Annotated in this window: 23 protein-coding genes and 2 tRNA genes; 1 reads left to right on the forward strand and 24 read right to left on the reverse strand. The window is 33.4% G+C overall.

Annotated features, from left to right (window positions below; translation table 11 throughout):
- Positions 1-40: 40 nt before the first annotated feature.
- The 14 genes from MG292_RS06730 to MG292_RS06795 form a co-directional block, all read right to left on the reverse strand.
- Positions 41-1,399, reverse strand: a complete 1,359-nt coding sequence (locus tag MG292_RS06730; RefSeq protein WP_264533477.1) for a hypothetical protein — start codon at positions 1,397-1,399, stop codon at positions 41-43.
- Between the two features lie 17 nt (positions 1,400-1,416).
- The gene (locus MG292_RS06735) at positions 1,417-2,496 is read right to left on the reverse strand and encodes a hypothetical protein (RefSeq protein ID WP_264533476.1); all 1,080 of its coding nucleotides are present in this window, start codon (positions 2,494-2,496) and stop codon (positions 1,417-1,419) included.
- Positions 2,497-2,570: 74 nt separating this feature from the next.
- Positions 2,571-4,979, reverse strand: coding sequence for a hypothetical protein (locus MG292_RS06740; protein WP_264533475.1), 2,409 nt, complete (start codon positions 4,977-4,979; stop codon positions 2,571-2,573).
- A gap of 3 nt (positions 4,980-4,982) precedes the next feature.
- Entirely contained in the window at positions 4,983-7,154 is a 2,172-nt protein-coding gene (locus MG292_RS06745; protein WP_264533474.1) for a hypothetical protein, read from the reverse strand.
- Positions 7,155-7,210: 56 nt separating this feature from the next.
- The gene (locus MG292_RS06750) at positions 7,211-7,555 is read right to left on the reverse strand and encodes a hypothetical protein (RefSeq protein ID WP_264533473.1); all 345 of its coding nucleotides are present in this window, start codon (positions 7,553-7,555) and stop codon (positions 7,211-7,213) included.
- A gap of 1 nt (position 7,556) precedes the next feature.
- Positions 7,557-8,162, reverse strand: coding sequence for a hypothetical protein (locus MG292_RS06755; protein ID WP_264533472.1), 606 nt, complete (start codon positions 8,160-8,162; stop codon positions 7,557-7,559).
- A 60-nt stretch (positions 8,163-8,222) separates the two neighbouring features.
- Positions 8,223-8,903 (reverse strand): hypothetical protein, encoded by a 681-nt coding sequence (locus MG292_RS06760; RefSeq protein ID WP_264533471.1) that lies wholly within the window; start codon positions 8,901-8,903, stop codon positions 8,223-8,225.
- Between the two features lie 15 nt (positions 8,904-8,918).
- Complete coding sequence (locus tag MG292_RS06765; protein WP_264533470.1) at positions 8,919-9,416, reverse strand: lysozyme; 498 nt, start codon at positions 9,414-9,416, stop codon at positions 8,919-8,921.
- A 5-nt stretch (positions 9,417-9,421) separates the two neighbouring features.
- A complete protein-coding gene (locus MG292_RS06770; RefSeq protein WP_264533469.1) occupies positions 9,422-9,598 on the reverse strand; it encodes a hypothetical protein in 177 nt (58 codons plus the stop codon).
- A gap of 296 nt (positions 9,599-9,894) precedes the next feature.
- Entirely contained in the window at positions 9,895-10,140 is a 246-nt protein-coding gene (locus MG292_RS06775) for a hypothetical protein (protein WP_264533468.1), read from the reverse strand.
- Between the two features lie 20 nt (positions 10,141-10,160).
- Positions 10,161-11,702, reverse strand: coding sequence for a hypothetical protein (locus MG292_RS06780; RefSeq protein WP_264533467.1), 1,542 nt, complete (start codon positions 11,700-11,702; stop codon positions 10,161-10,163).
- 17 nt (positions 11,703-11,719) lie between these two features.
- The gene (locus MG292_RS06785; protein WP_264533466.1) at positions 11,720-12,286 is read right to left on the reverse strand and encodes a hypothetical protein; all 567 of its coding nucleotides are present in this window, start codon (positions 12,284-12,286) and stop codon (positions 11,720-11,722) included.
- 4 nt (positions 12,287-12,290) lie between these two features.
- Positions 12,291-13,781, reverse strand: a complete 1,491-nt coding sequence (locus tag MG292_RS06790; RefSeq protein ID WP_264533465.1) for a tail fiber domain-containing protein — start codon at positions 13,779-13,781, stop codon at positions 12,291-12,293.
- 17 nt (positions 13,782-13,798) lie between these two features.
- The gene (locus MG292_RS06795) at positions 13,799-14,545 is read right to left on the reverse strand and encodes a hypothetical protein (RefSeq protein ID WP_264533464.1); all 747 of its coding nucleotides are present in this window, start codon (positions 14,543-14,545) and stop codon (positions 13,799-13,801) included.
- A 315-nt stretch (positions 14,546-14,860) separates the two neighbouring features.
- On the opposite strand from MG292_RS06795, the gene MG292_RS06800 reads away from it, so the two are divergent.
- Positions 14,861-15,193, forward strand: a complete 333-nt coding sequence (locus MG292_RS06800; RefSeq protein ID WP_264533463.1) for a hypothetical protein — start codon at positions 14,861-14,863, stop codon at positions 15,191-15,193.
- A gap of 2 nt (positions 15,194-15,195) precedes the next feature.
- Here the strand turns inward: MG292_RS06800 and MG292_RS06805 are convergent, their stop codons facing one another.
- The 10 genes from MG292_RS06805 to MG292_RS06850 all read right to left on the reverse strand — a co-directional run bounded on the left by MG292_RS06805 (position 15,196) and on the right by MG292_RS06850 (position 18,944).
- Entirely contained in the window at positions 15,196-15,471 is a 276-nt protein-coding gene (locus MG292_RS06805) for a DUF2829 domain-containing protein (RefSeq protein ID WP_264533462.1), read from the reverse strand.
- Positions 15,472-15,512: 41 nt separating this feature from the next.
- Positions 15,513-15,719, reverse strand: a complete 207-nt coding sequence (locus tag MG292_RS06810; protein WP_264533461.1) for a hypothetical protein — start codon at positions 15,717-15,719, stop codon at positions 15,513-15,515.
- A gap of 1 nt (position 15,720) precedes the next feature.
- Entirely contained in the window at positions 15,721-15,978 is a 258-nt protein-coding gene (locus MG292_RS06815) for a co-chaperone GroES family protein (protein ID WP_264533460.1), read from the reverse strand.
- Positions 15,978-16,235 (reverse strand): hypothetical protein, encoded by a 258-nt coding sequence (locus tag MG292_RS06820; RefSeq protein ID WP_264533459.1) that lies wholly within the window; start codon positions 16,233-16,235, stop codon positions 15,978-15,980. Before MG292_RS06820 ends, MG292_RS06815 begins: the two co-directional genes overlap by 1 nt.
- A 2-nt stretch (positions 16,236-16,237) precedes the next feature.
- Positions 16,238-16,600, reverse strand: a complete 363-nt coding sequence (locus MG292_RS06825) for a RusA family crossover junction endodeoxyribonuclease (RefSeq protein WP_264533458.1) — start codon at positions 16,598-16,600, stop codon at positions 16,238-16,240.
- Positions 16,601-16,777: 177 nt separating this feature from the next.
- Entirely contained in the window at positions 16,778-17,092 is a 315-nt protein-coding gene (locus tag MG292_RS06830) for a hypothetical protein (RefSeq protein WP_264533457.1), read from the reverse strand.
- Positions 17,093-17,459: 367 nt separating this feature from the next.
- Positions 17,460-17,579: transfer RNA gene (locus tag MG292_RS06835), tRNA-OTHER, on the reverse strand.
- 121 nt (positions 17,580-17,700) lie between these two features.
- Positions 17,701-17,773: transfer RNA gene (locus MG292_RS06840), tRNA-Met, on the reverse strand.
- 76 nt (positions 17,774-17,849) lie between these two features.
- A complete protein-coding gene (locus tag MG292_RS06845; RefSeq protein ID WP_264533456.1) occupies positions 17,850-18,134 on the reverse strand; it encodes a hypothetical protein in 285 nt (94 codons plus the stop codon).
- Between the two features lie 597 nt (positions 18,135-18,731).
- Positions 18,732-18,944 carry a hypothetical protein gene (locus MG292_RS06850; RefSeq protein WP_264533455.1) on the reverse strand — a complete coding sequence of 71 codons (213 nt, stop codon included), beginning with the start codon at positions 18,942-18,944 and terminating at the stop codon, positions 18,732-18,734.
- Between the last annotated feature and the right edge of the window lie 581 nt (positions 18,945-19,525).

Genomic DNA, 19,525 nt, shown 5'->3' on the forward strand with positions numbered 1-19,525 from the left:
TAAGCCCGAAAGAATAAATCCTTTCGGGCTATGTTTTTATTTATGCGTAAAACAACCCTTTTCTTCCAACGAAGTAAGAGTTTGCTCCTACAACTTGGTTAGTCATTTCACTCAATATTTCTACAGAAGATTTATCTTCACGTACTTGTTGTCCTAATACTCCGAAGAATTTAACTTGTCTTCTACGGTTAGTAATGTTATTGCTTCTGTATCTCATTGTTAAATAAGGACGAGCAACAACATTTCCTTCTTCAGTAACATTCATTGTTCCTGTTGGAACCATTAAGTATGCTAATGAAGTGGCGTCAAAACCGTTAGCATCTAATAATGTTGGGTCGTCAAGTAAAGCCCATGATGTAAAGTGGAACGTAACTCCATCAATAAAAATCGATACAAAATTTAAACTAAGTGCCATTTCGGTACTGTTATTAAATGCTCCATAGTTTGATCCATTTAGGAAACTTGCGTTTACTCCGGCAGCCAACTCTCTAAAATAGCGCATTTGCATATGATTAGAATAAACTGTAAACTCACGACAAGTTCCTTGACGTTTAGCTCTTAATGCCAAATTAGACAAGCCTACGGTTGTAGTAATATAATCGTTTGAAATATTACCTCTTTCTTCAACTTGTTGCACAACACCTTTCATACCTTGAGTAAATCCAGCTAATGTTGATGGAGCATTATCTAAGGCACGATTGTGCAAAACAGCGGTTAATTCAGCTTTGTTATCAAACAAAGTACTATTTCTCTCCATTTCTAAGTTAAACCATTTAGGTCCTTCTGGAGTTTCAATCCACGTTTTATGTGCTAAATCAGAATCAGAAACTTCATAATACTCCTTAACAATATGCGGATAATTTTTGTAGATTTTTGGAGACCATTTTTTACCTTTATCAAAAGCAGAATCGCCTTTAGCGTGTCTGTTTGAGAAATCACATAATACAGTTACGCTACTAGCGCTAAATGTAAACGCGGCACCATCAGATAATGCTGTAAATACTAGTGGCGAAGTAATAGCGCTAACAATAGCTTGATACTCTCTTGAACCGTCAGAAATTTTCACAACATCTTTTACTCTTAATTGATGAGCTTTTGTACAAGTAAACACGTTCCCTGTGGCAGTTGCTGTTAAGGTATTGTGAAGTCTATTTATTTCAGAATGCTGAATAGAATCAGATTCAAATGTTCCTTCTTTACCCATTGTTGTTGCACGGATAAATCCTAATATACTTCCTTTTCCATTTGCAAACATCATTTCAGGGATTAATTCCGGTTGAAACTGTTGCGCGTAGTCGTAAAGATTTACGAAGTTTTCTGGAGTAGCTCTAAGAGCGCTATCTGGCTCTGTAATAATAGCTAATCCGCTTAAATTGTTGGTTTTTAAATCAAAAGCCATGGTGAATAATTTTAATATTAATAATTTCCTTTTATAGCATCTATTACAGATACCATTTTCACCCCTTCTTTAGTTTGTTTTTGTAAAGGATCTTGAGAGAAGTTTACATTTCCTCTTTCCTTTAATAACCCTTCTGTTCTATCGGCAATTGCTTTATGCAACAAAGAAGCTATTGCTTTTTCCCTGAATTTTGGATCAGACCATTGCATATCTTCAGCGAAGTTTTTATGGTTAAATCCGTTTTCGGAACCGTATCGAGATTGAATTACGCCGTCAATATCAGAAACTAATGACACCATGCTCTGCCTGTCTTCTTCTGAGTATTCATAAGTAAAATTCAATTCTTTCTGAGTTCCCTTGTCGTCAATAGTAATTTTAAAATCAGAATCAGTAACACTGTTCACCGATTCTTTAGCTTTTAAAATTTCTTGTTGACGAGTATTAGTTAATTTTTCATACTCTGATTTTAACATCACCGCGCCATTATCTAGCTTCACCCATTCTTGCTCAGTATTTTCTTCTTTACTTTCTGGTTGAGCCGCTTCAACTGGCTTGCGGTATTTTTCTTGTTCTGCTTTCTTTTCGTCTAAAATCGACTTTGTGAATGATGCTAATTTTATTTTATCAGAAACACTCATGTCTTCTAAATCAATTCCTAACGATTCGGAGATGTATTCATCAACTTCTTCGTCTGAAAAGTTTAATCCCGTTTCTTTTCTAACTTTTTCACGAGCCAAATCAATTTTTGGTAAATTATCTAAGTCATAATTTAACGCTTCAAATTCTTTTCTAGACCTTCCGGTTTCTTTTTTAAAGTTTAAATAAGCCTTATCGTCATCATCTAATAAATCTTCGTAAGGATTTACTTCTACTTTTTCAACAACTTTTTCTGGTTGCTTTTTCAAGTCTTCAATAGAACTTACTTCAATACCGTTTTCTCTTAAATACGCAAGGGCAAGTTCCGAGTTATCTACAGGATCATTATTCAAATCAGTGTCCTTATTTTCGTTGTTTTCAATATTATTTTGATCTTGTAAATCTGCGTTAGGATTTTGATCTTGATCTTCGATAGTTTCTTTATTTAAATTCGATTCCATAGTTTTTAGTTATTTACCGTTACAAATATATAGAAATTATTTATAGTTTAACAAAATGCAATAGATTTTTTCTATCATACAGTTTCAAACCACCTGTCTTCTGATTCAAAATCTATTGGGTCTTTGTCTTTGCTTCGTTGGTCAACTATCTTACTTTGTTGTGTGGCTTGTATTTTTGTTCTCTCATTTTTGCTATCTTCCTTAAATTCCTCTTTAGATAAAGAAGCCATAGATTCTATTTTTTTAAGGTATACATCCTGTTCAAATTCTTTATCGGAATAAGGCACTTCAATTTCTTTCATAGCTTTATGTTTCATTATTTCAATCTGAGCTAATTGACTTTCGTACTGTAAATCAACTTGCTTCTTGCCTTGATAAGCCATCGCTTCTGCTTGAATTTTTGTCTGTGCTGCTGCAGAATCATTTTGACTTTTGTTTTGAGCCAGCATCATTTGTTCTTCTTGGCGTTGCTTAATTCGCTTGCGTCTGTGGTACATTAGGTATTCTATAGCTTTCTTAATGTTTACTTTAGCTAATTGACGTGTTTGGAATACAATTTCTACATCAATATTTTGCTCTTGTATTGCCAAGTTTAAAATATCATTGAAGTTTTTAATTTCTTCTGCTGTCGGCATCATTTCAAAAGTGAATCCAAATTCATGAAGATTTCTGTCTTTTAAAACCTCCATGGCATCAAGCATTTGTTTCCCGACTACATTCTCATATACTTCACGAATTTTTTTAGCTTCTTTATAGCTAAAAATTGTATGTAGTCTAGTTGAAATTACCTCTGATATTTTTTTCTTAAATGATACGGAAGTTTCTACAATGTTTCTGGTTACGGTATTACTTGCTAATTGAGCCATTTGATTAATACCTACTAGGGCATCGGCAGGCATAGAGCCGTCACGAGCCGGATTAACGCCTGTATTTTCTCTAATAAGATTATAGTAGTGAGCCCAAACATTTAGAAGTATTGTTAATGCCGAACCTTGTTGAGAAGGCATTGGTCTAGCAGCATGGCTATCTTTGATGCCATCCTCGCCCATGTTTATCCTTTTCTTGAAAATAACTCCTTTTGTGCCCATAAGTGTTAAAGCAGTCTCCCAAGTTTCTCTTTTTACACCACCTTTACCATCGTCTAATTCGGCAAGTTGATCTAAGTCTATTTCTTTAAGGTCTGGGGTTAATTCATTAACTAAGTGCTGTATTTTTAAGGATATTTTTTGAAGCTGTCTAGCTGGTGCCTTAATGTTTTCAGCAAAAGAGCGTAGTCTATTTTCGTAAATATCAAATGCCATTGTTACAAAAGGAGACATTGCCTTATTCATTATATCGTCATAGTTATTCTCACATTCTTTATACCCGTAAATGAAATTTGTTCCAACTATGTAATTACCTTCAAGCCAAGTATCAAATACACCAATTTCAGAACCTACGTCTTTTCTTTGAGGAGCAATATAGTTGTCGTCTTTACGGCTTACTTTAATTGTTTCTCCATTACGAATTTTCTTTTTATAAACAATTCTTTTACTTGTTTTGTAAGCAAATCTCAAAACGTCAATTCTATAATCTAGAATATCATCTAACCCACAAGCGTCATAATCTTTAATTGCTTTTGTTGCATTAACACTAGAGTAGGACTTGGCAATTTTTCTTAATGTTTCATCATCAAAATTGCTTTCTCTTCTTATGTCGGACAATGTAATTGTGTCGACATAACCTTCATAATATTTATCAGCAAAATCATTTCGCGTCACTTTACTATGGATATAATTTTCTGGATCAACATAAGCGAGCTTTACACCGTCATTTTTGTCGGTATAAATTCTTCCTATGATTAATCCTACATCAACTAAATCTTTGTTATATTGTCCTGATAAAAATTGCCATTCATTTGTGTTTAAAACATAGTCAATTAGTATTTCTTCTGCGATTTCAATCTTTGGACGGTCTTTGATTTCCATATACAATTTCATTTCCTCTTCATCTTCAGGAATGAAAGTTTTTGGCATTAAATCAATTCCAAGCACCTCTTTTGCTTTTTCGAGCATCGGTCTTGATTTCATGTATTTTAAGTAATAATCTTGCTTTTCTGTTTTTTTCAAAGCGGCAATTTTATCGGTCGCTCTAACGTCTAGTTTATAGTTTCCGTCATCAAGCCCATTGGAAACAATTCTACAAAACTTCTCTGCCCAGTTAATGTTAGTCCAATCTAAGTTTATATAGTCAAGGTCATTATCCCCTTTAGCCATTTGATTTTTAAAGTAATCTAAATCATGTTCTCCACGCACAAATAGTCGTTGTTTTCTAACGTAATCTCTACGCGAAAGAAATTCACATCCGCTTTTAATAAGCCCTCCGTTAAACCAATCTGCCGAAATCATTTCGGCCACAGCTAATCCGTATTCTGGAGATGTTTTTTCTTCTATTGAAGCTAGCGGGTCTGGTAGTTTTACTAAATTTTTTCTTTGTGTTTCCATGGTTTAAACTGCTTTTGATATAGAGCCTTTGTTATCGTATTTTTTAAATGGTACGCGCATTGGTTTTGGTTTTTCAACTTCTTGGATAATTCTATTTTGATTTCCAAGTATTGATAAACTAGAGCTGATGTAAGCATCATACTTTGTTCTCTTTTGTGGGTCAACCTCTTTCCATTGAATTAAGGTTCTATTGAAATACATTTCTCCCATTTGTCCAATTGGTCTATTTGATGTATCTCTAGCCACTCCAACATGGTCGGCTATGTAGGCTTCCACGGCATAGTATTGTTGATCTCCAATTTTAGCATCTTGCGGCGGTACTCCTCCAAATGTTTTTTCTGAATCGCTCATGTCGTCCCATTTTTTAAATGGATTGTTTTTAACGAAGTGTCGATACTTTCTATCAATTAAGTATTGAGAAAATTTTTCAGAAGATAATTCGGGTAGGATAGGCATTGATAAATAAACCATTGCCATAATTACGTCTTCGTAAAATAATTCTACTTTTGATGGTCTATCAATGTATTCTAAAATGAAAGCATTATTTGGGAATGGTCCTGTATTGTATTTTGTTGAAAAATGTATTGAACCTTGGGATCCGCGATTATCGACTGTTTTGCTCCTATTGTATGGGTCAACACCTCCGCAACCAATATGTTCATTCTTTGGCGCCCATGCTAAAACACCTCGAATCATTTTCATTTCTTTTTGATTTCGATATTCAAGTGGTGGGTGAGCGTCTTTACGAATCCAAAAACGACCTTTTTCTAGATTAGGTCTCCATATTACTTCTGTATCTTGAATACCGTCTTTCCATTCAAAATTACCTCGCTCAACTAAATTATTTCCATATTCTGAATCTTCTAATTCAAATTCATTGTGGTCTATTTGCTCAAGTAATTTCATTAAATCAAATGCGCATTCATCAGCCGATTCACGAAACGCATCACGCTCGGTGTCTGGAAACTGACGTAACTGTTCATTATATTTTGCAGGGTCATCTTTTAATGCGTCTAATTCTGCTTTTAAGTATGAAGCCGATCCTTGCTTAATTGTATCTCCAATATCTGATTTTACCGGTTCCGTTGGTTCATCAACAATTGAAAATCCATATTCATCATAAAACCCTTCTAATCCATATTTTGCAGGAATAAATATTCGATATAATCCCGACTTTGTTTGTCCATTATCATTTCGCTTACTAATATCAGATTGATCCCAAACAGTTTTATATTCGCGCCCTCCTTTGTCTAAATCATTAACTGTTGAAATAACAAATGATTTTCCTGTAATTCTTCGTCCAACTCTATGAGAGGTTTTTACGATATACCAATAATCATCAAAAGGAACTTCTTTTGGGTATTTGGCTGATTCGTCCAAAATAGATCGGAAAATTTTATCACCGTCCATTGCATTAATTTCTGTATTATGCCAAACGATTTCAGTTTCAAGAGCTTCTTCTTCTTTTAAAGTTTCTCCTTTTTTACGTTTACGACTTGGCTTTGCAAAAATTAATTCTGTTTTTGGTGTAGTATTACCATCGGTTTCCGGAATAAAGAAAGGTGGCATTCTTTTAAATGCACGCACCAAACGATTGAAAATTTTCTTAGCATCCTTACCTTTTTTAGAAACTATACCAAGCAGCTTATTTGATGTAATTGTGCCTGATTCAAGTAATTCAAATATTCCAAGCATAGTAGCGCCAAAACGTCTGTTTTTAACGTATTGCATACCATAACATCTATCATCGGCTTTACATGCTTCCCAGAATATCATTAATTCATTTTGAATGATACGAAACTTTGGGTATTGATGTTCTTCACGAATCCATTGTAATCCATAATAGTACGTTCCTGGAATATAAACCGGAATGCCTTTTATGTAAACCCAAACTCCTTCATATCTTCTTTTGTGGCATTCATCAATGTAGTTTTCAAATTTCGCATAGTGCCAGTTATGCTCTCCTAAATCATTCGGAATTTCTTCTCTTTTCCATTTTTGATTTATGGTAGTTTTATCCCAGTTTAATATTTGTTTATGGTCTGGCTGTTCAGGGAAACCAATATTTAATCCGCAAACATTATAGATTCTACCTAATGTTCCATCGCGAGAAATTATAACCGTATCAATTTGCTCGTTATAGCCATATTTCCATTGATTAGTTTTGTTACGCATTTTGCGAACATTTTCATCAACTTGATTTTCGATAATATTTCCGAGATAAAATATCACTAGTCTTTTCTAATATGTTTGTTATTTGGATTTGTAGAAGATTCTTCTTCTGGCTGTCCATTATTTTCTTGAACCCCTTTTTCAATATCAATTAGGTTTTTCTCTAGCTTTTCTATTTTATCAAGTAAACTATCTACTTCGTCTAATGATGTTTTTCTTTTTTTAATAGCGTTAAGAAGCGCTTCTTCTTTTTGCTTTTCATCATATTCTGCAGCATCAATCACTTCTTGAAGCAAATCAACATTTGTAACTTCAAAAGTTTTAGCAATCAAGTCCTTATACTTTTCAATTAACTTAATAGTAATTTCTTTTCTATAATCTCTTGTAGCTTTACTATCACTCATATTATTGAATTTTAGCTAATACGTGTCGGTTCTTAATCCAGTTATACTCAATTCCTTCAATCCAAAAAGGAACGCCATATCCTTGTTCTACCAAAACCAAATCATTATCATTTATTCCTTGTTCTTTCATCAGTTCAGTAGCGTGTAAAATTTTAGCTCGATCTTTTGAGATGGTTGTAGTTTTAGCTTCTAATACAATCAAGCCCGATTTTATTTCTTCCGAATCTTCTTTTTCAAATTGTATCAATATATTTTCAGAATTGGCTTTCCATTGTGCTAGATCATCTTCTCTATACAATACAATCATTCCGTCTTCGATTCTATACAAGCCTTTGTTTTTATCAATTGTGTATGGTGTTTCTTGAACTCCTGTTACAACAAACTCAGCTTCGTAAAAAATTGTTGGGTCAATCATTACTTGAAACCCTTTTTTAATCGGTGTTTTATCTTCTAATGCAAAAGGGATTTCTTCAACTACCGCGATTCGGTTTGATAACCTATCTTGAGAAAACCTAGAATCAGCGTGTAGTTCTAATCCACTTTCTGTTTTAAATGTTTTTGAGTAGACAAAATCTACCTTAACTATAAAGTCGTTATATCCTTTCATATAAAAATCATATTATCGCATAAAAGTACATAAAAAACACATATTTTGAAACAAAAAAACTCACCTCTTAAAATTAAATATTGAAAAATTATATCCAGCCCATACAGTTCCATTGGTGTCTAGAGATCCCGACCAAATGTTTCCCTTGCGATTTTGTAGCATTATGTTAGCTTTTAAAGGAAGTGGAATATTTGAATTTGTTGGAAGACCTAATTCGGCTCCAGCGAGTAATCGTAAGAATGTTTCTTTTGCTTTGACAGGAGCTTCAATAGTTTTAGGTTTAATTTTATAACTAGGCGTGATTTCTTTCACTTCGCCTTGAACCACTCCTTCGATATGCAATTCTAAATTATCGTCATCAAAATCAGTAGAGAAATTATTAAGCTGCGCTACTTTTTCAAATAGCAATTGCTTTTTCAATGAATCTCGTTCTTGAACATAAGCAACCATCAATTTTTTACTTTCTTCCACGTATTGATTTAGCCTTTTATTTTCGGCTTCCAACTCTTTATTAACAGGATTTTCTACTTTGACAATTTTGGACTTGTCATTTGTTGGCAACTTTAGTGGTTCCTGAACTGGCTTTTTAGCTTCCAATTTTCCTTCTACTGCCGGAACAGTCACATCGACTAATTGAGGTGTTTGCGAAGCCCCACAACCACGAAGCCATAGAATAGCAAATGTAATAGCCAATATTAAAAATGTGGTTTTGTACCAATCAATATTTTTTGTTTGTATCATGGTTTTGATTTTTGATTAATTAAAAAATTGAACTTTTCCTGTTGTGAATTGCGTAGCTTCTGATCTTCTTCTAGCTACTAATCCTCTCAGTGGTTTTTTACTACCTTGCCCTGTAACGTAGTGGCTACACCACCAATCAAAAAGCGCTGGAGACTTTGTATTTATTAATCGATACAAGGTTGAACTACCGCCAGTGTTATAAATAAAAGAAGCTAGGGCTTCTGTTTGTGACTCATTCAATGTAACAGTGATTTTTCTTCTTATAATCAAAAGAGTAGATCTAATATCTACAAGAAACAAAGCATCAGCCTGTTCGATAGTTTTAACTTTTGCAAGTTTGAAAGCAGTTGCCTTGTTTGCCGCTCCTTTTAAAAACTTACCATTAAGCCCTATCATTGCGCTTCCCCAGCCTTCAGTCCATACACCGGCAGGACACATTTTTGGCTGTAAGCCTATTTGCTTCAAATCGCCATCATGAAGCCCTTCGTAATGTTTGATGATTTGAAATTTCATATCTATTAATTTTCTTTTTCTTTTTTAATCTTTATCAAATGCAGGCGAATTTGTAATGAAAGCAAAACCAAAGCACCGATGAATAAAATAAAGCTCTTAATATCTCCAAACGTAACAGCTATGCCGCTAAAGGTAAAACCGTAGGTAATAAAATTGTAAAGTCTATCGCTTATGTGTGACATAGTCGTAACGTATTAATGTGATTAAACAAATTGTAAATGGGATCATTGAATAATAGCTTTCGATTTTAAGAACTAAGAAATATTTTAAAACTATGAATATCAAAATTGATACACTAAGCGAAATCCCTCCTATTCTAATGATTTTAGATTTATGATCTTTGAATAGCATAAATTGTGTAGCATAATTCACAATAAAGAATAAACCACTCCAAATTTCATTATCGGGATCTCCAATCGCTAAATACACCAACATAAATAGCATCAATACAACTAATGGAATTTCGCTATACTTCATCTTACAAGCCTTTACTTGGCACAATAGCTCCTTTACCTTTTTTAGAGGCAGCCGATGGGGAGAATGTAGGTTTTTTATCATTGGTTGGATTCCAAAAATATCCCACAATTATAACACCTATACCTTTGATTAAATCTACTTCAACTAAGGTTAATCCTGAATTTTTAAGAATATCAAACGAATGATCAACTATAAAAGCTACAATCAAACCTATCAATGCCCAGTGTTTTTTTAATAATTTTTTCATGATTTTTTTGTTTTTAAAATTTATAGTATTGCTTCAAAATCTGTTAAATAATACCCTGCGTCATTTATAAAATCAGTATATGTTATAGTACCTGCACTACCAGCAGTAATGGTTTGCATTCCTACTTTTGTAATAGATAATACTCTAGTTGTTGTATTGTATGCAACTTGAATATTATATCTTCTAAATTGAGTAGCTGAATCAATTGTACCTGAAGTAGGGCATTCTAATGTGTAAAAAGAATTGGAATTTCTTAAATCAATGAGCATCCAAGCTGTGGCAAATCCTCCAAATCTAGCTCTAACTCTAAGGAAATTATATTTGCTGTCTAATACTGGTATTGTTTGGCTTGTAGCACCTGTTACGTTACTTAAAGATATCAAAAGCGGTTGGCAATATGCAGCAATTGCTGCGTTTAAGTCTTGCCAACTCTTATCTCCTCTGTAGTACTGCGAAGTTGTTCCAGATGAAATGTTGTTCTCTTTACCGTTTAAAGCATTTTGCGTAGCGGTTGAAATTGGTTTGCTCGCATCCGAAGTATTATCCACACTACCTAATCCAACCATAGCTTTTGTTATTCCTGATACCGTACCTGTAAAAGTTGGCGAAGCTAAATTGGCTTTTAAATTCAAAGCCGTTTGCGTGGCATTGGACACTGGCTTATTTGCATCCGATGTATTATCCACGCTCCCCAAGCCCACAACTGTTTTATCCAATGTTTGCCACGATTTATCCCCACGCCAGTATTGAGTAGTACTTCCTGCTGAAATAGTAGGCTCTTTCGTATTTAAAGAACTTTGAGTAGCCGTAGAAATAGGCTTATTAGCATCGGAGGTGTTATCAACATTACCAAGTCCAACCATAGCTTTTGTTATCCCCGATACCGTTCCTGTAAATGTAGGCGAGGCTAAACTTGCTTTTGTAGCCAGCTTAGTAGTAGTGTCTTGATACAAATCACGAACAGTTGTAATTATATCTCTTGGAGGATTAGTTATACCTCCGTCAAAAGTAATTGAAGTGATTACAGTTTCTGCCTCCTGAGTCCCTGTGTGATTCGCTCTGTTTCTATCAGATGTAGAGGCTGTGTTAATTGCCGTTTGTGTGGCAGTTGATACTGGTTTGTTAGTGTCTGAGGTGTTATCTACATTACTTAAACCAATATCTGATTTTGATAAATCTATGTTTCCAGAACCTAACAAAGCCTGACCTTCAATAGTTTTAATATTTGCCCCTGAGACAAGTGTTGCCTGTTTTGAATCTAAGGCTATTTGTGTAGCTGTGGAAACCGGCTTGTTTACATCAGAGGTGTTGTCTACGTTATTTAAGCCTACTTTAGACTTATCTATTCCTGTAGCTACTTTAGCATTAGTCACTGCTCCATTAGCTATCGTTGGGGAATCAGCAGTACCAGTTAAGTCTCCTGATAATTTTATGGTCCCTTTTGAAGTAGTAGTCGCTGGAGAATTGACAATAACTGCCTTCCCATTGCGATCAGATAAAGTTGTTTGCGCTAGTAATGAACTACTAGTAACTAATAAAAAAAAGAAAATTATTTTTTTCATGTGAAAATATTTAAAAATTAAAAATCAAAAATGACAACATCGTTGGCCTCCAAAACATAACCTCCATTATTTACAGGATTATAGGTTATTTGTTGAGCAGATACTGATATAGAACTAGAACTCACACGAGTTCCATTAATCGAAATTGCCACATCTCCAATAGGCAAGCCTGCCAAATTAAATACCGTCTGGCCAGCAGTAGCTGTGAATTCCTCCACAGTAGCTTTGAGTTGGTTAAGTTTGCTATTGATCTGAATTAGCAAGTTTTTAACCGACTGCAATGTTTCTTCTTTTCCTAAACCTTTTTCTGCCGCAGAACTAAATAATGGATAACCTAGATTAGCTAATTTTTTAGTAAAATCATCCATGTCTGTAACTACCAAAGGCGTAGTACTATCAATATCATATAATTCAATTCTACCTAAATAGAAATCTCTATTGAAAGTGCCTGAATTAATCGATATTGTACCATTGTCAATACTCAGCTTGACATAAGTTGTTGAATAGAAGGATTGTTCGTCTACATTATTAATAGTATGCTTGAACAACCCTTCTTGTAATTTTATAATTTTAAGTGTATCCATTTGTTTATTTTTTTAAATTTTGAATTTCCGATTCAAGAGAACTTACCTTAAGGCTCAACTCTTTAATAGCGTTGACTAGGACAGGCAATAGATTTGATTCTGTATATTTCAAATGCTCTGGATCTTTCGCGTCAATTATAACTGGATTAGAGCCTTCTAATGCTAAGATATCTTGCGCTTTGAAACCATATTTAAGATCTCCTACAGCTGTTTCTGAATTTCTATTTTGTCTAAATCGATAAGAAACAGGTTTAAGTTTTGATATAAAATCCAAGCCATGAGGAATGATTCCAAAATCTATTTTATCTCTTGCGTCCGACGTCACAGTCCAACCTATTTTAATGTAGGCATTTTGTGAAAGCTCATTGCCTATGACTATCTGATTGCTTTCTGTTGTTATATTTTTAACCGAATCTGTTCCAGAATTAGCGCCAATACCAATATTGTTTACCCCTTTAGAAAAATATAAGGCTCTATATCCTGCAGCAGTATTATCATTTCCCGTCAAATTATTATATAAAGAATAAATACCAAAAGAGGTATTATTGTTAGCTGTGGTGTTAGAATAAGATGCGCCATATCCTATAGCCAGATTAGAGTTTCCTTGCGTATTATTCCTAAGAGAACTACCACCTAGAGCTACATTAATCTCACCCGTTGTATTACTTAACATTGCATCCTTACCTATTGCTAGATTATATGAAGCTGTAGTGTTATTCATTAAAGACGAATTTCCTATTGCTAAATTGTACACACCTGTGGTATTGTATCGTAAAGATGTTTTACCCAGCGCTAGGTTATCATTTCCTGTTGTGTTTGAAGAAAGTGCGGTTGCCCCAAATGCCACATTATTTGATCCTGTAGTATTCATTTGCAAAGAAGTATTCCCAAAGGCTGAATTATTTGAACCTGTAGTATTATATTCTAAAGACGCTTGACCAAATGAAGTATTAGTGGCAATATTACCACCGCCACTATTATATACAGTAGGACTATTAATGCCAAATTGCAGAGAACCTGTAGTAGGAAGTGTTTGCCATGTCTTGTCACCTCGCCAATATTGTGCTGTGGTTCCGGCACTAATAGTATTTTCTTTAGTTGAAAGACTATTATTTACAAACGTTTCTGTGGCTAATCCTAAAACACTTGGTATTGTTGGTTTATTTAAAATCTGAGCATCACCTGAAGTGGCATTCCAATCTGCATTGACATTTACTTCGGCGCCCGATGCTATTCCAGACAGCTTTGTTTTTTCTGCTGTGGTGTAGTCTTCTGTAGACAAACCTTTTCCGGCTACTTTATCAACTTTACCCGAAATATCGGTTTGAATTGAGGATTTAGCGACATACCCAACGTCTCCATTAGTTTCTTGAACTAATACACGTGGAGCAGTAGTTTTTTCAGGATTAGAAGCTATTTTTAGCTTGTTTACTCCTGTGGTTTGACCTTGTAATGTAATTGCTGTTAATAGCAATAAGTAAAATATTTTTTTCATTTGTAGTTATTTATTATTTAAAAATCAATAGTTTCTATAGGTGTGTAATTTGCTCGATCACTTCTATTGCCTCCGTTATAAATCGCTCTTTTCCAATAAACTCCAGAGTTTGTGTTTGAATCCCATGTTCCCCAACCCTCTACAATATCTCCAGCTAAGTCGTTGCCCGTGTTGTTATTTGGTCCTCTCGCTATAATTCGAAGTTCCATTGGTTTTATAGGAATTGGGTTTTTATCTTGAGAATAATATTCTAGGGATAATAAATAAGTAGAATTAGGAATAAAATTGCCTGAGTTTAAATAAGTAAGCACGGTTATATCGATACTGAAAGTAAGCGTAGTATTATCTATTAAAAAATTGCTTGGAGTAAGAAATATAAAGTTATTTCTATCCTCAAAATTTGTAAGTCTAAATGCAAAACTTTCGCTACTAACTATTTTTTGGAAAAAATCTAAAACAATATCTCCGTATAAATCTGTACGGCTAAATACTATTTTTTTTGTGTTGGAAAAAAGTTTAGTTATTTGATTATTTACATCGTAACAATAAAAATACCCTTTAGTTCCTTTTGGGTATTCAATTAGATCTTCTGCAAAAACAAAAACATTGTACCCAAGAAATCTATTAAACAAAGCAAATACACTTCCTAAATCAAAATTCTTGGTCATTTTACTACCAGAATTGCCGTCAGTACCAATCAAATAGTCCTTCATTGAAGGATTAGGGTCCTGATTGTAGACGTTTTTATTATTGATTTTAGCCATGATATTCTATTTGTTTACAAATATAATAGATTTTATTTATTACTTTTGTATATGTAATAAAAAAAACTTATAGTGAAGTATTGGAACAATAGAAAAAATGCTAATAAAGCTACTAATAAGATACCGTTGTATACATTAGAAATGCTACACGAGATGGGTATTTATGTAAAACCACAATATGCAAAAAAGCCTAAATACGCTTTCTGCAATCAAGGATATGATTTGCTTGAGAATTTTTTTGTGGTTAGGCATTACGTTTGTACAAAAAATAAAATATCGCTAAGGACTTTAGAAATTCTTTTAAAACTTTACCCGATGAATTATTTCACCTATCACGATTACTACGAGTTACCTAAAAACTTTCAACTGGTTCGTGCTGATTATTTAATTAAACGTGGATTTATGCAAGAAATAAAAGAAAAGCATAAAGACAGGCCTGAGAGTATTTTTAAATTAACTACAATTGCTGGGAATATTGTTAAGGATTTTTATAGATACTTATCTGGAGAAAAACCTATTCCGGAACATCCGGATAAAAACCACATGGCTAAAAAAGGCGCTAGCGAAATAGATAAGCTCCGTTTTGAGTTCATTAAGAAAATGAATCGAACGGAGCCTTCTGATTCTAAAAAAGAATTGTTTAAGTAGTTTTAATTTACTGTTTCCCAGTCTTCTGCTAACATGTCTGTTTGAGACGCAAGCCAAGGAACTACAGAACCATCAGCAGTTTTCATATCAATATGCGGACAATATTTTATTTCCGTTCCCTCTTCGTAAATACCTAAAAGAGGCGGTCTATTTACTTTAAAAGTACTTCCAGGTACTAAAAATAAAAACATTCCTTTTCCATTCCAGCCTTGTCTAGCTACTTTTTTTCCATTCTTTAACCAATTTAATGCTTGGCCAAAATCTTTAATTCCTTCCATAGTTTTTATAGCACTTATCCTTGCAATTGGGGTTTAAAAATTTAATTTAGTATTCCTAATCTTTCGCTATACCTAGCTATTTCAAAATCATAAAGAGTGTATATTCCATTGTATCCTCTAACTTGGTACATTATTCCTTGGCAATCAATAACAATTGCAATGACAATATGTAGCAATTTATCTGGATCAGCTTTTCGAATTACCTCTTCTTTAATTTTGAAGTTTGTGGTTATGGTTAGCTTTTCCATTCTAAATATTCAAATCAAGCTCGCTGCCTTCTCTTAACAAAAGACACATTTTACCGTTATATTCAATTGGAGTTCCTGGAACATATTTCATTTTTTGAACTATATCTCTGATTTTAGTGTGCCGTACCTTTGGCCCAATTAAAACAACTCTAAATTGATTATCATTTTTTGGTTTATTACTTAGAATGATTCCTGAATCAGTTTTGTTTTCTTCTTTTTCTATTCTCTCTACAAGTATTCTATCGGATAGTAGTTTCATTAGTTTTTGTTTTCATTACACTTTTTACAATCTTTGCATTCTTCAGATTCACATTTTGTTTTTATAATTGGGGCAAATCCGTCTTTTTCATTCCAAACCGTAACAACACCTCCAAGAACAGTATATGATTTTTCCTCTTCGTTGTATTGAAACTTAGTCACGTAAGCAATACTTACATTGATGCCTAATTTTAGGCAGGTAATTTCTTTAGCTTTTGAAAAGTAAGTAGTTACTTTTTTAATACTCGGAACTCTCATTGTTAGGCTGTTTTAATAGTAAATTCTACTCTTGGGTTTTCTTTATCGATAAATTTTCTAGCACATATTAGCGAGCAATTGTTATCGTTCTTAATTACTTTAGCCTTTTGCAAACAATCCAATATTACTTTGAAAGAATTGTCAATATCAGATCGTTTAGAAGGATAAAAAACATCAACGTGAAACTCAAACGGAACGTCAATCATTTTATCTCTGGCCGGGCCAATTTGCCAAAAAAAAGATTCCTCATATTTTTTTAGCGCCTGGGTTTTAGCTAAAGATCTGTGTCCATTCAAAGTAATTATCCTATAGCAATTACTCTTTGATGGTACCGTGCCTATTATTTTACATTTAATCTCGCTCATTAGTAAGTCCTTTTTTCAAACGTAAAACCTCTTCTGTTTTTAAAAATATCGTCAATTTCGATATTATACCAATAAAGCAAGTACCTTGGCTTTTCTACCCCATTCTTGTAAACAATATAACCTCTTAGCGGTCTACAATACTCTAAAAATGATTGTCTTTGCAACATATTTATTAAATTAAATTCCTAAATCATTACCCCATTTATAAAACCACTTTATGTCTTCGGTTCTATATCCCCAGCTACCTTTTGCTATGAATTTGAAAGGAAGAACTAAGAATAGTAAAAACCACACAATCGGGTAAAAGATGATTGATAGTCTAATCCAAATACTTGATATTCGTTCTCTTTTTTTATAAAATGCAAAACGAGAAAATTTAATTACCTCAAATACATTGGCTTTTTGTTCATTACTCAAATTCAAAACTTTTGAATCACGTAACCAGTTAGCAACTTCATATTCAGAAGCCTCTTCGTAATTGTGTAAATTCATAACACTGTATTTTAATTTTTGATTTATTAAAAAAGCAATTCACATTTGGTTTTTTATAAGAATTGAATTAGAATAACGTCAACTGTCTTCAACTCTAACGCTAAACGATCCAAATTGTCTATGCGCCACACTTTCAATCCGCATATCACCGAATGATTTAATGAGTTAAATGCCAACCCAGAAAGTTCGATGTTCCGACTTATCGGTATAAATTGCTTTTGCGTTTTTAAAAACTTAAGCCAATGGATATGTCAATTCATTTCTTTTAAAACTTTTGCCTCTAGTGCAAATTAGTCATTGGCTTAAGTAATGGCCGGCTTGTAAAACAGCTCTCAGGCTATTAGTTTTACAAATCACTTTCAATTTGTGATTGAGGCAGGAATCGAACCTGCTCGAACTTTTTTCTCATTGTACAGTAACTTAATCTGACACTTCCGTTTCGCTACTATCGGAATTTTTTAGCGTCTACCAATTCCGCCACTCAATCAATAAAAACTCCGGAAAACATAATAAAACAACCGAAGAAAAAAGTACTAAACCCAGTTTAAAAAGTTTTAGTAGATAAGAACTTGACTATGTTTTTTTAAAGCTACCCTCATGCAGCTTAGTTGCGAGAGTAGGATTCGAACCTACGACCTTCGAGTTATGAGCCCGACGAGCTAACCACTGCTCTATCTCGCTGTTTATTTTTAAGACCTTTCAGATCAAAAATTCTGTCCTTAGACCTATCAAATTTTATATCCTGTCTTTTTTATATTCATTTTTGAAGTATTTCCCACAATTCATTTGAAGTCTTACAATCTCCAATTTTCCCAAACTCACATTCCCAACAATAATGCTCAATAGCACAAAAACCTTCTTCATTTCTAGGAAACCAAATCTGTAACATCAATAAAACAGAATTAATCAACCTACTGTTGTCATACATTGAAAATCCATAAGTACCATACAACGAAGTCAAATCATCTACATGTTTCTTATCCTCCAAATACTGCTGATGCAAATTCTCTATAACCTCAATAAATTGTTCCTTGCTTATCATATTTCAGTTTTTTAATTTGTCCTTCCTTTTACAAACCTAACAAATATTTTTTACACAATATGCTTTTTTTATGATTTTTTTTGAAAAATTATTTCAAAGCCAAATAAAGCCTTAGAATCAATCAAAATCAAATAGACAAAGAAATACTAGTGAAATAACTTATCTTTTGATAAAGCCAATGAAAATCATAAAAAACACATATCATAATACAAATAACACTTTGCAGTTTTTATTTTATACCAAGATTTTAGTAGTAATAGGTTTTTTAAAATGTGATATATGGTACAGTGTGGGGGAGGGTATAGGGGTTTTGAGCGCGAGACGGACCGAAAGAAAACGCAAAATTCAGAGGTATAGGGGTCGATTTTGTTTTCATCCCTTCAAAACTTTTGGCTTTTCCCTTTCGTTATTCAGCTAATTTTTTTAGCTATTATCTTGTGTGTGTTCCTCTTATGGTCACATTTATTCTTGTTGGTGTACTGGTTTTATTGGGTTAATTCAATTTATACTATAAATTTTCCCCATTATTTCCCCGTTGTGCCCTCTGTAGAATTGAATATTTGAAAACAAAACGCACAATGATCCAGAATATGGAATTTATTTGAATCCATTCTTTCGCTTCATGTTGTTATTTTTTGTTTGGCCTTTTAGTTTCTTTTTAGCAATTACAACCCATAAATTAATAAAGCCGTCTAAATCTTCCAATACATCGAGATACTTCTCCGCTGTGTTTGTTGGTTTTATTTTGGTTCTGGACTCTGTTAATTCTTCGCTTAACGCCTGAAAATTGATTAATTTTTTATACTTCATAATATTTGTATTTGTTCGTTTTTCCCTCAGCAAAACAAACATATTTCGCCGATTTAGTACACAAAATTAACACATATAAGCACACATTTTATTTTTCACGTTGATTTTATTTGATAAAACGGCTAAAATACCAGTATTTATAAGGGTTTAACGTGCGTAAGTTTGATGCTGGGACTGTCACTTCAAAACTTCTAAAAAATTATAAACTTTTAATTTTCGTTAATTTAATTTATAAAGTACTGATTTTAAAGTGTTTATGATTTAATTTATAGATTTTATTTATAGCAAATACATTGAATAATAGAAAAATAGAATTGAAATATATGTACAAATATGTGTTTTATATGTGTTTTTGATGTACATTTGTACAACAAGATTGAAACAACGATATATTTTTTTTTGTTGTTCTCTCTCTTAGTGTTTGGGTTCTGGTTGTTGGGTGAGGGCTTTGCCCTTATCACGTAGCCAAGCCGAAAAAAAACGAGACCACAGTTTTAAAAAGTGGCGGAAGTCGAGAAGACTATAAAGCGGGTTTGGCTTACTCTGGATGAAACCGAAAGCCCACGTTAACCAAATAGGAA

It is taken from the genome of Flavobacterium keumense (assembly GCF_029866485.1).
In the GTDB taxonomy this organism is placed as follows: domain Bacteria; phylum Bacteroidota; class Bacteroidia; order Flavobacteriales; family Flavobacteriaceae; genus Flavobacterium; species Flavobacterium keumense.

Excerpts from the sequence above, each read along its gene's own strand:
- MG292_RS06730 (WP_264533477.1), bottom strand. The coding sequence starts at position 1,399 with ATGGCTTTTGATTTAAAAACCAACAATTTAAGCGGATTAGCTATTATT.
- MG292_RS06735 (WP_264533476.1), bottom strand. The coding sequence starts at position 2,496 with ATGGAATCGAATTTAAATAAAGAAACTATCGAAGATCAAGATCAAAAT.
- MG292_RS06740 (WP_264533475.1), bottom strand. The coding sequence starts at position 4,979 with ATGGAAACACAAAGAAAAAATTTAGTAAAACTACCAGACCCGCTAGCT.
- MG292_RS06745 (WP_264533474.1), bottom strand. The coding sequence starts at position 7,154 with ATGCGTAACAAAACTAATCAATGGAAATATGGCTATAACGAGCAAATT.
- MG292_RS06750 (WP_264533473.1), bottom strand. The coding sequence starts at position 7,555 with ATGAGTGATAGTAAAGCTACAAGAGATTATAGAAAAGAAATTACTATT.
- MG292_RS06755 (WP_264533472.1), bottom strand. The coding sequence starts at position 8,162 with ATGAAAGGATATAACGACTTTATAGTTAAGGTAGATTTTGTCTACTCA.
- MG292_RS06760 (WP_264533471.1), bottom strand. The coding sequence starts at position 8,903 with ATGATACAAACAAAAAATATTGATTGGTACAAAACCACATTTTTAATA.
- MG292_RS06765 (WP_264533470.1), bottom strand. The coding sequence starts at position 9,416 with ATGAAATTTCAAATCATCAAACATTACGAAGGGCTTCATGATGGCGAT.
- MG292_RS06770 (WP_264533469.1), bottom strand. The coding sequence starts at position 9,598 with ATGTCACACATAAGCGATAGACTTTACAATTTTATTACCTACGGTTTT.
- MG292_RS06775 (WP_264533468.1), bottom strand. The coding sequence starts at position 10,140 with ATGAAAAAATTATTAAAAAAACACTGGGCATTGATAGGTTTGATTGTA.
- MG292_RS06780 (WP_264533467.1), bottom strand. The coding sequence starts at position 11,702 with ATGAAAAAAATAATTTTCTTTTTTTTATTAGTTACTAGTAGTTCATTA.
- MG292_RS06785 (WP_264533466.1), bottom strand. The coding sequence starts at position 12,286 with ATGGATACACTTAAAATTATAAAATTACAAGAAGGGTTGTTCAAGCAT.
- MG292_RS06790 (WP_264533465.1), bottom strand. The coding sequence starts at position 13,781 with ATGAAAAAAATATTTTACTTATTGCTATTAACAGCAATTACATTACAA.
- MG292_RS06795 (WP_264533464.1), bottom strand. The coding sequence starts at position 14,545 with ATGGCTAAAATCAATAATAAAAACGTCTACAATCAGGACCCTAATCCT.
- MG292_RS06800 (WP_264533463.1), top strand. The coding sequence starts at position 14,861 with ATGAATTATTTCACCTATCACGATTACTACGAGTTACCTAAAAACTTT.
- MG292_RS06805 (WP_264533462.1), bottom strand. The coding sequence starts at position 15,471 with ATGGAAGGAATTAAAGATTTTGGCCAAGCATTAAATTGGTTAAAGAAT.
- MG292_RS06810 (WP_264533461.1), bottom strand. The coding sequence starts at position 15,719 with ATGGAAAAGCTAACCATAACCACAAACTTCAAAATTAAAGAAGAGGTA.
- MG292_RS06815 (WP_264533460.1), bottom strand. The coding sequence starts at position 15,978 with ATGAAACTACTATCCGATAGAATACTTGTAGAGAGAATAGAAAAAGAA.
- MG292_RS06820 (WP_264533459.1), bottom strand. The coding sequence starts at position 16,235 with ATGAGAGTTCCGAGTATTAAAAAAGTAACTACTTACTTTTCAAAAGCT.
- MG292_RS06825 (WP_264533458.1), bottom strand. The coding sequence starts at position 16,600 with ATGAGCGAGATTAAATGTAAAATAATAGGCACGGTACCATCAAAGAGT.
- MG292_RS06830 (WP_264533457.1), bottom strand. The coding sequence starts at position 17,092 with ATGAATTTACACAATTACGAAGAGGCTTCTGAATATGAAGTTGCTAAC.
- MG292_RS06845 (WP_264533456.1), bottom strand. The coding sequence starts at position 18,134 with ATGATAAGCAAGGAACAATTTATTGAGGTTATAGAGAATTTGCATCAG.
- MG292_RS06850 (WP_264533455.1), bottom strand. The coding sequence starts at position 18,944 with ATGAAGTATAAAAAATTAATCAATTTTCAGGCGTTAAGCGAAGAATTA.